Below are 15,359 nucleotides of genomic sequence, written 5' to 3' on the forward strand. Positions count from 1 at the left end.
ATACTAAAATTATTAAATTTTTGCCGATCCGAAATAAAAAACAAAAGACCCTTTAAAGGATCTTTTGTTAAAAATTTGTACCAATTATACCAATTAAATTATAATTTTATCTAAGCAATGACAAAACATATTGGGGAACTTGATTAGCCTGTGCAATCATTGCCATTGCAGATTGGGTTAAAATACTATTAGTTGTAGCTGCTACAACCTCATCTGTCATTGTAGCATCTTTTATTTGAGCATAAGATGCCTTTAGATTTTCAATTGCATACTCAGTACTATTCTTTATAGATTCAAGTCTATTTTGGAAAGCACCCAAATTTGCTCTTTGGTCACTTACCATTCTGATAGCATTTTCTATTTTAGCAAGTGATGTATTAGCATCAACTGTGGTTGTAACATTAACAGGAGAATTAACTCCACCCTGAGAAGGTGCTGTAGCAGGTGTTGGTTGTTGAGCTCCTTCTTGCTGAACACCTTCTTGAACAGGTGCAGCCTGAGCAGTTTGAGCTCCCTCACCAGAGAAAAGATTTGCAACATTAGCTGCATAAATATTTACAGCAATAGCTTCATCTTGGTTTGCTCCAACATGAACTCTTAAGGTCCAAGAAGCCTGAGACCCTGAAAGTGATGCTGGTGTGTTAATTTTTGCAGGTTGCATTCCAAGCTCTTCAGCTGTTCTTACATTTTGAGAAGCAGATTTGTTTGACAACATGTGCATTTGGTTATATTGAGCTTGATCAGCAATTCTATTAATTTCGTCTGTAAGTTGCTCTATTTCAATTTGTATAGAACCTCTGTCTGCATCTGAATATGTGCCGTTACCTGATTGAACTGCCAATTCTTTCATTCTTACTAAAACTTTTTCTACTTCATTCAAATTTCCTTCTGTTGTCTGAATAAAATTAATAGCTTTAGAAGTGTTTCTAGAAGCTTGTGACAAGCCTCTTATTTGAGCATTAATCTTACCAGAAACTCCCATACCAGCAGCATCATCAGAAGCACGATTAATTCTGTACCCACTAGAAAGCTTTTCTTGAGTTTTGCTAAGATTGGCAGCATTAATGCCATTATTTCTTGAAGCATTAATAGCTGATGTATTATGATTTATAATCATATATCATTCCTCCATGATTAAACTTAATTATTTATTTTTGGCAAATCCTTTTGCCTGTTAAAAAGAATAGCACAAAAATTTAAAAAAAAGAAACGCAGACAGCAATAGCATTAAAAATAATTGTTATTATTTATTTCTTTGATTAAAATCAAAAGCTCTTAATGTATTTTCCTGATCTTTCATACGCTTAACAGTAAAATCTAAGGTATTAAGATCACCCTCCACTTTTCTCTCTTTATCTTCGTATTTCTTTTTATAATCTTCAACTTTATTTTTTTGATTAAAAATTTTCAAGTCGTAATTTTTTATTTTATTATAAATAACTCCTCCGGAAGCCACAAGAGGCGAAAGACAATCTCCTAGCATTTTAGCAATTCCATTATCATATACTCTGTCCCCATTAAGGTCAAATAAAAAAAGTTCTCGAACATTATCGATGTTATTGCGAATTGATTCATCAAACTTTTTCTCATCAAGTCTTAAATATCTAGAAAGTCCACCAGAAGAAGAAATAGAATTAGTAAACACTCCCATTTGATTAATTATTGAAAAATTAGGATCGCTAGTAACATAAGGTTTAAAAATTATTGACTCTAGTCTGGACTTAAGATTTTTCAATAAAAATTCAGACCTTAGAATACCTAAATTTTTATAAGCCTCTTCTTTTTGAGAATCACTAAGATATGTCAACTCTTCAACTATATTAGACTTTTGATTGCTGGGTTGATCTTCATTGGAGCTTACAATATTAATCTCCGCAAGAACCTCATTATAAGCACCAATAAAATCCAAAAGAACCCTCTTAATCCCTTCATAATCAGGCTCAATTTTAGCCTCAACCACATCGCTTGAGGCTTTTTTTAAACTTAATGTCACATTTGGAACTAAATCATTAATAACATTTGAATCTCTCTCAACATCTACTCCATCAAATTTAATTTTTGCATTCTCAGCAAAACTTTTAGCATTTATTGGCAAATAACCATCTCTATTTTTTGGATCAAAAATTTCAACATTACCAATAACAATTACTTTATTATTTGATTTATTTTCAATATTTATTTCTTCCAGATTAGAAAGAGCTCCAACATCAACTTCAACTTCTTCAAAATCATTTGAAATATTTATTAAAGGAAGCTCTAAAGAACCTTCTTTGCTACTTATTTTAAATATATTCATTTGAATATATTTTTTTTCCAAAGGAGTTTTTAAATCAGATCCAAGATCAACTACACTGTCTTCACTGTCAACTTTTGCATCCTTAAATGTAGCCCCTCCGGGATTAAAAATAATCTTGCTATCAGACTCTTCTAGGCCTGTATCAAAATACTTAACTTCAAATTTAATTTTACTCCTAGATGTAATTTCAATATCTTCAGGAATTTCAATTGACACTTCTGAAAGCGGATTTAAAACAAGATTATTGTTCTCAAAAGCAAGTCTATTATTACTGCTAGATTGATTTACGGCAATATCTGAAAGACTAGGATTAAAATTGGTTTTAAGTTCACTTAAAATGCCAATTTGCTTAGCAAAAGACAATCCCTCCCCTTTGATCACAAGCTTATTTTCTTTGCCTTCCTTTAAGGATTGCAAAACAAAACGACTATTTCCATTTTTATCGCTTTTTACTATTTTTGCAGATAAAAAACCCTTTCCCTTGTTATTAATATCCCTTACAAGTAAATCAATGTTACCATTACTTTTTACATTAATTTCCTTCTTGCCAACTAAAAATATATAATCTCCCTCTGGAATTGTAACTTTTTTAGGATCAAAATTTGCAGACAAAAACACATCAGCTGACGCTATTTGATCAACAATTAATTTGTGAGTCTCATTCTTAGATCCATATCTAGTAGACAAGGTTAAAACCTCGCTATTGCTAGAATTCCCTGACATTAGATTAAAAGGACTGTTAAGCGATGTGATTTCTTTTGCAAGAGAATTTAAAGTAGAGATTTTTCTATTAATTAACTGCCAAGCACTTTTCTCTTGCTCTAAAGATTCAAGTTTTTTGAAAGAAGAATCAATTTTAGCTTTATCGGACTTAAGCATGGATTCACGAATTTCTTTAGTATTATATTTGCTCTCAAGTCCAGGAACAAAAAATCCTGATGCCAAAATAACGCCCTCCGGGGTAAATTATATCATTAATAAAATTGAAAATAAAATATAATATGTAATAAAAAAACATAAACTTTAAGCATCCAAACAATTTAAAATAAAATTGTAAAGTATAAAAAGTAAAAACTTTAAAAAAAATTAATGTTTATAGTAAAATAAATTAAAAGGAGCATAAAGATGCCAAATTTTTGCTTATTCAACTCAAAATCTGTTTTAACTGGAAACGATAAACTGGATAATTCGGCAGTTCTGATTAAAGACAATAAAATTTTTGATATTGTAACATCTGATAGACTTAAAAAAATGGATCTAGAAGAGTACCAAATGATTGACACAAAAGGCAATTATATAACTCCTGGTCTTTATGACAATCATATTCATGGATTTCACGGTTATGGGACAGATCAATGCTCAACAGAATCAATACTTAAAATGTCAGAACATTTAGCGCAATACGGTGTAGTAGGATTTTTGCCAACTATTTATCCAAGACCAATAGATGAAATGACTAAAGCAATAAAAGCTTGCACAGCAGCAATAGGTAAAGAAAAAGGAGCTAAAATTCTGGGACTTCACCTTGAAGGACCTTTTTTTTCTCCTGAAAAAAAAGGAGCGCACCCTGTTTCTCATCTTCATGAACCTAGTATTAAAGTTATGCAAAAACTAATAGATGCAGCTGGAGGAATATTTACAGGATCAAACGGCAAAAGAAAAACACATATAAGCACAATGACTGTTGCTCCTGAGCTTAAAGGCATGAGAGAACTTGCAATATTTTGCCTTGAAAACAATATAAACCTTCAAGCAGGACATACAAACGCAACATATGAAAATATGATAGAAGGATTTCAAGTTGGAATACTTCACACAACCCATTTTTTCAACGCAATGTCAAAACTTGACCACAGAAATCCAAATGCAATAGGAGCAGTATTAATACATGGCGATGTTTCTTGTGAAATTATTGCAGATGGCCACCATATACATCCAAAATTAGTTTTAATGCTTAGAAAGCTCAAAGATATAAGTAAAATAGTCCTTGTAACTGACGGACTTACCCCAAATTGTCAAACTTGTGGAAAACTAATTGCAAACGGAGATGAGGTTTATATTGCAGAAGATGGATTATTCCATAGCGTGAAAAGCAACACAATAGCTGGATCAACACTCACAATGATACAAGGTCTTAAAAATTTAGTAGAATTCGGATACAGCTTAAGCGACGCTGTTCAAGCAAGCTCCTACAATCCAACAAGAATCCTAAATATTGATAAAAAGGGATTAATATGTCATGGATATGATGCAAGCATCAATGTCTTAGATAAAGATTTTAATCTAAAACTAACAATGATAGAATCTAAAATAATTTTTAACAATCTATAGCTTTAAACAATTTTAAGGGGATCAAAATGAGATTAATAGTCAGACCTACATACGAAGACATATCAAGGTGGGCAGCCAATCACGTAGCACAAAAAATTAAAGAATTTTCTCCAACAAAAGAAAAACCATTTATCCTTGGACTTCCAACAGGAAGCTCCCCAATTGGCATGTATAAGAATTTAATTGAATTAAATAAAGATAAAAAAATTTCATTTCAAAATGTCATAACTTTTAACATGGATGAATACATAGGAATTGAAAAAAATCATCCTCAAAGTTACCATTCATTTATGTGGAAAAATTTTTTTTCTCACATTGATATTAAAAAAGAAAACATAAATATACTAAATGGAAATGTTTTAAATCTTGAAAAAGAATGTGAAGAGTATGAAAAAAAAATCAAATCTTTCGGGGGAATCATGCTTTTTGTAGGTGGAATCGGACCTGATGGTCACATTGCTTTTAACGAACCCGGCTCCTCCCTAACATCAAGAACAAGAATTAAAACCTTAACCCAAGATACAATCATTGCTAATTCAAGATTTTTTGAAGACAATCTGAGCAAAGTTCCTAAAAGGGCGCTAACTGTTGGGGTTGGAACAATTATGGACTCACAAGAAATTTTAATAATAGTAAACGGCCATAGCAAAGCAAGAGCACTAAAACATGCTATTGAAAAAGGCATTAATCATATGTGGACAATTAGCGCGCTTCAACTACATAAAAACGCAATTATAGTATCTGACAAAAACGCAACTTACGAATTAAAAGTCGGAACGGTAGAATACTTTAATGACATAGAAAGAGAAAACTTTAATAACGACTTAAAATAAACTAATTAAATTTTTAAAGTAAAATACTGAATATAAGATTGAAAATCTTTATAAAACAAAAGCTTACTCCTCGGCTTCATTGTAAATTTTTGAAACTTCTTCCCAATTTAAAGCCTTTAAAAATGCATCAACATATTCAATTCTTCTATTTTGATATTTAAGATAATAAGCATGCTCCCAAACATCAATACCTAAAATTGGCTTATAAGACTTCATTAAAGGACTATCCTGATTAGGCATCGAAATCACTTTAAGCCCACTATCAGGGCACAATACTAACCACGCCCAACCACTTCCAAAAATTTTCATCGCAGTATCTTTCAAATTAGCCTTAAGAACATCTAGGCTTCCAAAAGCTGCATTAATATCGTCTTTAAACTTTTCAAAAAGATTATCCTTGTTTCCCGGCCTTAAAGTTCTAAAATATAAAGTATGGTTAGAATAACCCCCAGCATTATTTCTTATTAAAGTTTGAAATTCTTCTGGAAAATCATGAATATTTTTTAATATATTTGACACATCTGTTAAATGAATTTTATCCATTTTTTCCAAAATGGAATTCAAATTCATTACAAAACCATTATGGTGCTTGCTATGGTGAATTTCCATAGTTTTAGCATCAATATAAGGCTCAACAGCATCATAATCATAACCAAGTTCTGGCAGCTTAAACATAAAAACCTCCTGTTTTAACTTTTGCCGTGACAATTTTTATATTTCTTTCCACTTCCACAATAACAAGACTCATTTCTACCTATTTTAGGAGAACTTCTAACCACCTGAACATTAGAAATGCTTTTATTCTCATTAATAAAAATTCCAGAAAGTTCTTTATGAATTGACTTAACATTCCTAGACTTCTTTGTTGACTTAAAATCGGAAGAATTGCTATCCAATTTTAACTGAAGAACACGCCTTATGGTAGAAACTTTAATATCTTTAATAAGCTCGCTAAATATTGAAAATCCTTCTTCTTTGTATTCTGTAATTGGATTTTTATTAGCATAAGATCTTAAATAAACAGCCTCTCTTAAAGAATCTAAATTTGCAAGGTGTTCTTGAAATTTAAAATCAATATTTTTCAAATATTCATATCTTAAAAATCCATTAAAAAGATCCCTGCCAATCAAATTTTCCTTTTCATCTAAATTTGCCTTTGCTATTTGCATTAACTTAGCCTTCAAATCAAGAGAACTAATATTTTCAATAGAGCCAAGACTCTCAAGCATATAAGCAAAAATTGAATTTACTTCATTTAAAAAAATATTTGAAACTGTACTACTTTTTGTCCCTTCAATTAAAAAACTAAGATATTCTTCTAAAGCAACAAGAATACGATCCTTAATAGCTGTATCTTCAAGAATAGAGTTTCTCTGAGCATAAATAAAATCTCTTTGCTTTGTAATAACATCGTCATACTCTAATAAATGCTTTCTAATTTCAAAATTTCTGTCTTCTACTCGTTTTTGAGCATTAATCAAAGATTTAGTTAAAAGAGAATGTGTGATAGGCTCTCCTGTTGCCATTCCAAGCTTACCCATTAATGATCTTAGGTTGTCTCCAGCAAAAAGACGCATTAAATCGTCCTCAAGCGACACATAAAATCTTGATCGCCCAGGATCACCTTGTCTTCCACTACGCCCACGAAGCTGGTTATCTATTCGCCTTGACTCGTGACGTTCACTACCAATAACATAAAGCCCACCAAGACTTTTAACCTCATTATAATCTTTTAAGTAACTTTCTCTCTCATTTTTAACAGCCTCTTGAAATTCTTCAAGGCTTACATTAGTTCCGATTTTTTTCCTAACCCTGTGTTCAATATTGCCCCCAAGTTTAATGTCCGTACCACGACCAGCCATATTTGTTGCTATTGTAACCGCATGTTTTGCTCCAGCCTCAGCAATAATAAATGCTTCTCGAGAATGATTTTTTGCATTAAGAACTTCATGCTTGATCCCCCTACTTTTAAACATGGCTGATAAAATCTCAGATTTTTCAATAGAAACAGTTCCCACTAAAACCGGCTGACCCTTTTTGTAAGTTTTATAAACCTCATCTGTAATCGCATTAAATTTAAATTCTTCCGTATAATAAATAGTATCATTCTCATCTATTCGTGCTAACAATCTATTTGTTGGAACTACAACTACATCAAGATTATATATTTTATGAAATTCCTTAGCTTCTGTATCAGCTGTACCTGTCATACCAGAAATTTTATTAAACATTCTAAATAGATTTTGAAAAGTAATAGTTGCCATAGTTTTATTTTCATTAGCAACTCTAACTCCTTCTTTAGCCTCAATAGCTTGATGAAGTCCATCAGAATATCTTCGCCCTGTTAAAACTCTCCCGGTAAATTCATCTACAATTTCAACACCAGAATCACCAACAATATATTCTCTATTTTTTAAAAAAAGCAAATGTGCTTTTAAAGCTTGAGTCATATAATGAACATAATTAAAATTTGAATCCGTATACATAGACCCGCTAATAATGCCCTTAGAAACTAAAAGTTGTTCAAGATTATTAAGCCCTTTCGCAGTAAAAGAAATTCTTTTGGCCTTTTCATCAACAGTATAATCACCATCAAGGTCATCTATTTCTAAAGGATAATCACCGGTTTTAGAATCCTTGGAGCACTCTTTTAAAAAAGATACAAGAGAATTAACTTCAAGATAAGCCTTGGTGTTGCCCTCTGTTGGCCCTGAAATAATTAAAGGGGTTCTTGCCTCATCGATCAAAATAGAATCAATCTCATCAATAATACAATAATTAAATTTTCTTAAGGATTTTTCATTCAGGTCATAACGCATATTATCTCTTAGATAATCAAATCCAAGTTCATTATTTGTAACATAAGTAATGTCTTTAGCATATTGAGCCTTTCTTAGCTCATAATCCATATTAGATAGAACAACCCCCACGCTAACACCCAAAAGATCAAAAACCGGCTTCATCCAATTAGAATCGCGCTCTGCAAGATAGTCATTAACAGTAACAATAATAACCCCATCTCCTGTTAAACTATTTAAATACGCTGCTTGAACTGAGGAGAGAGTTTTTCCTTCTCCTGTTTTCATCTCTATTATTTTGCCTTTGTGAAGAGCAAGCCCAGCAATGATTTGCACATCATAAGGCCTTTCTTTAAGACGCCTTCTAGCAGCTTCTCTAGACAGAGTAAAAGCTCGTTCCAAAATATTATCTAAAGAATTACCCGATTTTAATTCATCTTTAAGCTTTTCTGTCTCCTTTGAAAAATCTTCATCTGCCAACAATAATGCCCAACGTTCAAGCTTATTAATATTTCTTAGGGTTGGAAGATAATCTTTTAAATCTCTTTTACTTTTTGAGCCAATAGTTGTCTCAAGTACTGCTTTTAACATGGTAGGTATTAATTCTCCTAAATAATTGACTTAAAGTCATTTTAAATAATAATATAAAAATATGAAAAAACACTATAAAGCTCTTATATTAAGCCTGCTTTTTGCAATTATATCATGTAATAATAAAACTTTAAACGAACTAGGAGAAGAACAATTCAAAATACCATTTGGAACACTTCCTGGTGCAATAATGCCTCTGAATAACAAATTTACAAATTCAAAATTTGATATCAAAACATATAATGGGCTAGTTTACATTGCAGAAATAAAAACAAATAAATTAATGATTTTTAACTCATACGGGAAACTAATACAGACATATCAAAATGGAATATTTAAAACAAATGCCGATTTAAAAATAAAAAAAATAGATTTTGAAGGAATTCAGGCAATATACCCGCTAAACGATTTTATTATTGTCGCAGATAAGCTAAATAATAAAAAATCAAAATTCAATCAAAAAGAAAATATTGCCTACTTTATGAGAATACTAATACTAAACAAAAACTCGTCTGTAGAAATTTTAGGGCAAGAAGGTTTAAACGGAATGCCATTTCCACAAATTTACGATGTTAATGTTGATGAGCACGGCAACATTGCAATAATATCAATATATAGCAAAGGTTATATAATATATTCTTATAATAAAGAATTTTCTCCACTTTATAAAATTTACGTCAACAAAAACCTGCTAGAAACAATAGACAATCAAAAGACAAAATACAATATTTCAATAGACAAGGTTTTTTTTGAAGTCAACAAAAAAACTCTTTACGTAAAAACTACTTACTATGAAAACATTGGTGACAATGAAAATATAAACGATCTTGGAATTAAAATTAAAGATCAATATATCTATAAAATGAGTTTGAAAAAAAACAAAGAATTAGAAGTTATAAGTAAAATCGCTCTTCCTAAAAACTTACTAGATGATAAACAAGAAAGCTTTATTAACATTATAAAAATACAAAAAGACAAAATAATAGCATCTACTAACATGAAAAACTTATCTAACAATTTAATATGGAAATTAGATAACAAAGGCGCAATTAAAGAACAAATAGCTTTAATTGAGCCTTCAAATTTAATATTTCTCTCTGAGAGTTTATCTAAAGATGGAATACTGAGCATACTTTATGGCGGGAAAACTGGAGTTAGTGTTTACTGGTGGAATTTAAATGCGTTATTAAAATTATAATTATAAAATGGTTGAATTTGCCAATACAATGAAAAAGATTAATTACAATCAACAACTAGAAATTAAATACCAAAAAAAAATGAAAAAACATATCATTATTGGAATAATCTTTGTTGTAATTCTTTTATTTTTTAAAATTTTTCTAATTCCTAGAATTCAAAATCACGAAAACAATAAAAATAATATCAAAATGATAATAAACTATAAACAAGACAAAAACAGATTATCACTAAAAATAAATATAAAAACAAAAAAAACTTCAAGCTTAGGGAAAGCCAAGCTAGATATTTATCTAGACAGCAAATTAATTGAAAGCAATATGTTTTACATAAGCAGTAAAAACTTTACAACATATGCTAATATAATCTATCAAAATGAAAGTTTATTAAGTATAATACTAAAGAGTAATGGCAATAATAATGTCTTTTATAGTAAAAGAATAAAACCTAGGGGATAAAAATATGATACAAATATACTTCATGTCCGTTTTGCTTAACATCTTAGGGGGAATAATACTTGCATTTCCAATATTAATAGAAAGAATGAGCTTTTTCAAAATTTTTGAAGATTTTGTAAACTTAATAAACGATAACAAAAAGGTAAAAAGCATTTTTGGATTATTGTTTTTAATAACCAGTGCCCTTGAAATAATCAGGCCATACAAATTGCCAATAATTGGAAATTTGATTCCAGCTATAAGTTTATTTTTAATTGGATTTATCTTGTTCTTAAAACAAAAATTACCAACAGAGGTTCAAAATAATAAAAAATATGGAAAATTCAAATCAATACTTGAAAGCAATCAGCAGTTAATTGGCATTATATCAATCATTATAGGAATAATTCATTTTTTAGCAGCAGAAATACCTTTATTGTAAGATGTTGCAAGATTAAAAATAAAGATACAATTTTTAACAAAATTACTAAAAAGCAACTTGACTTTGACATGATCATTCTATATTATTACTATGATTTAATTTAAATTTTAATTGTTGGCCCAATAAAGGCCGTAAATGGTATAAAGGGAAAAGATATAATGATATTTAGAACATATAAGCATTTGGAACTAATAATACTTCCCATGTTAATGCTCAGTTGCGCCTTTTTTAAAAAACCACAATCTGTATATCAAGAAAGCAGTACTGGCAAACCAATACGTGATGAAAAATTACATTTAAAAAAAAATTCACAATCTGTATATGGAAAGCAAGAAAGCGGCACTGGAAAGCCAATAAGCGATGAAAAATTACATTTAATATCAGGCAAAATTTCAAATAAAAAATTACCAATCATAAATGGTAATCATGACGTAACTTGGATAAAAACAAAGGCAATGACAATCTTAGATGAATATGGGAAAGAAATACCAGAATTTAAAAACAAATTTGGATATTCCTATATACTATCCCCTATAAAAATGGATGATGCATATAGTTATTACACATCGTTATTAATACTTTTTGAAACAACTAAAGATGGGGACAAAGAATATGAAATCGAAGATATTAAATTTGTAACAGCCGGTTCCAATCTAGAGCTTAAAAATTCCCTTTTAGATGTTGAAAATTCACAAGAAGAAGGATATATTACTGCATACCCATTTGGAATATTGATGAGTGATGAGATTAAAAATGCTTTTAAATTAACATATAAAAATGATCAATGGAATTATATGCTTGCAGATTTAACTGTCAAAAATAAACTTACTCAAGAAACTAAAATTTATAAAATTTCCCTTAATTCAAAATTAATTATTGAATTTTTAAAAGAAGTGCTAAAAGAAAATTCTATATTAAAAGACATAGCTGGAGATTTATTTGAAGACATATAAATACAAACAAAAGGAAATATCTTATGAGCATTAAAAAATTTATTTTAACGGTGATAATTCTTTCTCTAGCTAAAAATATTTTTTCTGAAAACGAAATTAATATCTTCGAAAATGAAAATTATATTGTAAAAGAAAATATAAAAACAGAACTTAAAAAACTAAAACAAAGTTTTTTGCTTGCATCTGTTGATGTCGCCATTAGCCAACCCTACATGGAATTAGTAGATTTAAATGGAAACCTCATACAAGAACTTGTTGGAATTAGTTATTCATTTATAAATGTATTTTCAAAAATTGGATCTTCTGCTATTATTTCATTCGACCTATCAAACGAGGCTTCCAAGAAATACAAAATCACAAAATTAGAATTTTTAAGTCCAGATAAAGGCAATTTTATTAATCGACTAAGCAGTCTTACTAGTGGAAAACAGCAATCAAAAAAAGAACTTGCAAAAGACGCTTACTCATTTGGCACATTAAGAACTGAATCTCTTTCAAAAACAATTGCAGAATATTACAAAGATAACAACTGGTATTATATTTTAGCAGCAATAACAGTAGAAAATAATATAAATAATAAAGAAACTAAAAAATACGAAATTAGAATTAACCCTAAAATATATAATGATTTTCAAAAAAAATTGAGATTACATTTTAAGGGAAACCAAATAACAAAATTCCCAATACCCGTTATAGAATAAACTATAAATTAATAGAAAAAAGATTTTTACTTCTCTAAGAGAGCTAAATATATAATAATAAAACAATGAGTAGTAACAAAACAATAATAATAAATTTAAATAATTTAGAACATAACTTAAATTTAATTAAAAATAAAATTGGTGATAAAGAAATAGTCGTCACATTAAAAGGTGACGCCTATGGTCACGGGCTTATAAACATTTTTAAATTTTTAAAATCAAAAAAAATAAATTATTTTGGACTTTCTAATATTGAAGATGCCAAAGCACTTAAAAAAATTGATAAAAATATAAAAATATTAATGTACATTAAAGTGGATAAAAAAGAAATTAAAAATTTAATTAAACTTGAGTTAGTGCCATTTGTTGCTGATTTTGAATATCTATTTTTAATAGAAAAAGAATGTGCATTGCAAAAAAATAAAATAAAAGTTCACTTAAAAATTGATATTGGAATGAATAGATATGGAGCAAAAATAGACAGTGCCCTTGAAATAGCCACATATATTCAAAATTCAAAATTTCTAGAACTAGAGGGGGTCTGCTCACATCTCCCATCAACAGAAGACTTTAAAACCACACAAAAACAAATAGAACAATTCTTATTTTTTTTAGAAATACTAAAACAAAAAAATATTAATCCCAAATTTGTCCATATTTCTAATTCGGGACACATTATCGATTACAAACTAAGTTCACAATTTAATATGATAAGACCGGGTCTTATTCTTTACGGTTATTGTCCATTGCCAAAAAACAAAAAACCTGCTTTAAATTTTAAGCCTGTATTAAGCTTATTTTCAAAAGTAATATTTATCAAAAATGTTAAAAGGGGTGAAAAAATTTCATATTCGGGCACATTTAAAGCCAAAGAAGATATAAAAATAGGAATTATTCCAATCGGATATTTTGATGGAATACCTCAAAATATAAGTAATGATTTTTATTTTTTAATAAACAATAAAAAATGTAAAATACGAGGAAAAGTTTGTATGAATCTAACAATAGTGGAAATTCCTAAAGACCTAAAAGTTAAAACGGGTTCAAAAGTAGAAATTGTATCAGAAAAATTAAGTATAGATGAAATGAGCAAATTTTCCAAAAGAAGCAATTATGAATTGCTATGCAATATAGGCAAATATGAGAAGAAAAAATACTTAGATTAAATTACCTAAAGAATCAAATTTTTGAAAATCTATTAAATTGCCTCTAGAATCATAAATCCATTTATAAATTGAAAATCCTCCAACATCATCTCTTAATCTCAAATCCGGACCATGATTTGACTGCTTTGATATTTTGCCAAATTTATTGTATTCATATTTATAAACACTAACTCCATGAATATCATCTTGCAATTGTCCCAAACTGCCAAAATTTTTTTGAGAAATAAGCCTATTTTGTTTATCATATTCATATAAATACTCAAAAACAAAATTACAATCAGCAACCAAAACCCCATCCTTAGAATAATTTTTCTTTGAAATCATATTGCCATTAGAATCGTAACTAAATTTATACTTCGAAACTCCTTCAAAATCATCTATTGGATTAACAAAATCCCCACCAAAATGTTCTTGAGCAATCAAAAATCCTTCTTTGTCGTAAGAGTATCTGTAAATCATCACACCTTTAAAATCAGCTATTAAATTAAAATTTTTATCAAAAAAAATATTTTCTATTAGATAAAAATTATCATCATATTTATAACTATAAATAGCAATGCCTTTAAAATTATCCATTATTTCATACTTTTCCTCATAAACAGTCGGAATATCTCTATTATAGTTTTTATTGATCTTATTACTGTAATTTATTACCCTTTTCTCATTATTTTGGACATAAAAAATAGTCTTCTTCATGGCATACCCATTTTGACTGATTGTTAAATTATTATTATTATCATAATTATATTCTTTGTAATAGCAATCTTTCTCTTTAAAATAATATTCATAACGATAAATTGCTACATTATTTTCATCTGGAGTCAAATTGTTATTAATATCATAATTTAAAATTTCAATAACCTTTCCATCAACATCATAATGATATATTTTAATAGCTACAGAAAATGGATTTGAAACAGTATGAGCTGATTTATCAAGATATTCCTCTTTAATAAGATTATGATTAGCATCATAGGTTAATCTAAACCCACAAGTACCATTTTTTGACCTTACGATATAACCATTCTCATCGTAATACAAAACCGTTTTAACAAATTTGGAATGATCATAGCTAATTTTTGTAAAATATACACCATTTAAATCTTTGATTTGAATTCCTGATTCATTAAATCTGTAAACACTAAACTCTCTCTCATTATCGTATAAAAAATGGTAATAAGAAACATCATATTTATCCCTAACCATTTCATTAGATCTATTATAATTAAAAATATTTTTAATCCTACCATCACTCATATATTCTATATGTTCAATATAAACACTATTATTATTCTTAAAAGCAAGTCCCCTATTTAGAAATATGCGTCTTTCACTGCGCTTAGACCTTTCTATTTTAATTTGGCTTGCATTAAAAAAAGAAGGCATTAAAATGCTAAGCTTACCAATATAATCAACCAAAATAAGATTATTATTGCGATCATAAGTAAATTTATATCCGTACTCTTCCTCAGATTCTTCTTTTGTAATCTCATATTTACCCACTATACTGTAATTAACAGAATAATCTGCAAACCTATAATAAACTTCTTTTGAAAAAAGAGGGGCGCTAATAAAAAATATTATAAATAACATGAATAAATTCCTTGATAAATC

At 29.0% G+C, this 15,359-nt stretch carries 13 protein-coding genes; 8 read left to right on the top strand and 5 right to left on the bottom strand.

Going from position 1 to position 15,359, the window contains the following annotated elements; genetic code table 11:
* Nucleotides 1–106: 106 nt before the first annotated feature.
* Nucleotides 107–1,117: a flagellin FlaB gene (gene flaB / locus QIA22_RS01285; RefSeq protein ID WP_301611387.1), complete on the bottom strand. Its 1,011-nt coding sequence runs from the start codon at nucleotides 1,115–1,117 to the stop codon at nucleotides 107–109.
* Nucleotides 1,118–1,243: 126 nt separating this feature from the next.
* Nucleotides 1,244–3,241, bottom strand: coding sequence for a flagellar filament capping protein FliD (fliD, locus tag QIA22_RS01290; RefSeq protein WP_301611388.1), 1,998 nt, complete (start codon nucleotides 3,239–3,241; stop codon nucleotides 1,244–1,246).
* Nucleotides 3,242–3,421: 180 nt separating this feature from the next.
* Between fliD and nagA the strand changes: the two genes are divergently transcribed.
* Together nagA and nagB are read left to right on the top strand one after the other, a co-directional pair.
* Nucleotides 3,422–4,627, top strand: coding sequence for an N-acetylglucosamine-6-phosphate deacetylase (nagA, locus tag QIA22_RS01295; RefSeq protein WP_301611389.1), 1,206 nt, complete (start codon nucleotides 3,422–3,424; stop codon nucleotides 4,625–4,627).
* A 26-nt stretch (nucleotides 4,628–4,653) separates the two neighbouring features.
* Nucleotides 4,654–5,460 carry a glucosamine-6-phosphate deaminase gene (gene nagB / locus QIA22_RS01300; RefSeq protein ID WP_301611391.1) on the top strand — a complete coding sequence of 269 codons (807 nt, stop codon included), beginning with the start codon at nucleotides 4,654–4,656 and terminating at the stop codon, nucleotides 5,458–5,460.
* Between the two features lie 63 nt (nucleotides 5,461–5,523).
* Here nagB and QIA22_RS01305 read toward each other — a convergent pair whose 3' ends face one another.
* Both QIA22_RS01305 and secA read right to left on the bottom strand, forming a co-directional pair.
* Nucleotides 5,524–6,135 carry a superoxide dismutase gene (locus QIA22_RS01305; protein WP_301611392.1) on the bottom strand — a complete coding sequence of 204 codons (612 nt, stop codon included), beginning with the start codon at nucleotides 6,133–6,135 and terminating at the stop codon, nucleotides 5,524–5,526.
* Between the two features lie 14 nt (nucleotides 6,136–6,149).
* Nucleotides 6,150–8,849, bottom strand: a complete 2,700-nt coding sequence (gene secA, locus QIA22_RS01310) for a preprotein translocase subunit SecA (RefSeq protein ID WP_301611393.1) — start codon at nucleotides 8,847–8,849, stop codon at nucleotides 6,150–6,152.
* 61 nt (nucleotides 8,850–8,910) lie between these two features.
* Between secA and QIA22_RS01315 the strand changes: the two genes are divergently transcribed.
* The 6 genes from QIA22_RS01315 to alr all read left to right on the top strand — a co-directional run bounded on the left by QIA22_RS01315 (nucleotide 8,911) and on the right by alr (nucleotide 13,745).
* A complete protein-coding gene (locus QIA22_RS01315) occupies nucleotides 8,911–10,047 on the top strand; it encodes an LIC_12708 family protein (protein WP_301611394.1) in 1,137 nt (378 codons plus the stop codon).
* Between the two features lie 28 nt (nucleotides 10,048–10,075).
* A complete protein-coding gene (locus QIA22_RS01320) occupies nucleotides 10,076–10,504 on the top strand; it encodes a hypothetical protein (protein WP_301611395.1) in 429 nt (142 codons plus the stop codon).
* Nucleotides 10,505–10,508: 4 nt separating this feature from the next.
* Complete coding sequence (locus QIA22_RS01325) at nucleotides 10,509–10,925, top strand: hypothetical protein (RefSeq protein ID WP_071891972.1); 417 nt, start codon at nucleotides 10,509–10,511, stop codon at nucleotides 10,923–10,925.
* A gap of 158 nt (nucleotides 10,926–11,083) precedes the next feature.
* Nucleotides 11,084–11,878 carry a S2/P23 family protein gene (locus QIA22_RS01330; RefSeq protein ID WP_301611396.1) on the top strand — a complete coding sequence of 265 codons (795 nt, stop codon included), beginning with the start codon at nucleotides 11,084–11,086 and terminating at the stop codon, nucleotides 11,876–11,878.
* Nucleotides 11,879–11,901: 23 nt separating this feature from the next.
* Nucleotides 11,902–12,579, top strand: coding sequence for a S2/P23 family protein (locus QIA22_RS01335; RefSeq protein ID WP_301611397.1), 678 nt, complete (start codon nucleotides 11,902–11,904; stop codon nucleotides 12,577–12,579).
* A gap of 47 nt (nucleotides 12,580–12,626) precedes the next feature.
* A complete protein-coding gene (gene alr, locus QIA22_RS01340; protein WP_301612193.1) occupies nucleotides 12,627–13,745 on the top strand; it encodes an alanine racemase in 1,119 nt (372 codons plus the stop codon).
* On the opposite strand, the gene QIA22_RS01345 is transcribed toward alr, so the two are convergent.
* On the bottom strand, nucleotides 13,737–15,338 hold the full coding sequence (locus QIA22_RS01345) for a hypothetical protein (protein WP_301611398.1): 1,602 nt from the start codon (nucleotides 15,336–15,338) through the stop codon (nucleotides 13,737–13,739). The two genes, alr and QIA22_RS01345, sit on opposite strands and share 9 nt — an antisense overlap.
* Nucleotides 15,339–15,359: the final 21 nt, after the last annotated feature.

Source organism: Borreliella kurtenbachii (genome assembly GCF_030437945.2).
Taxonomy (GTDB): domain Bacteria; phylum Spirochaetota; class Spirochaetia; order Borreliales; family Borreliaceae; genus Borreliella; species Borreliella carolinensis.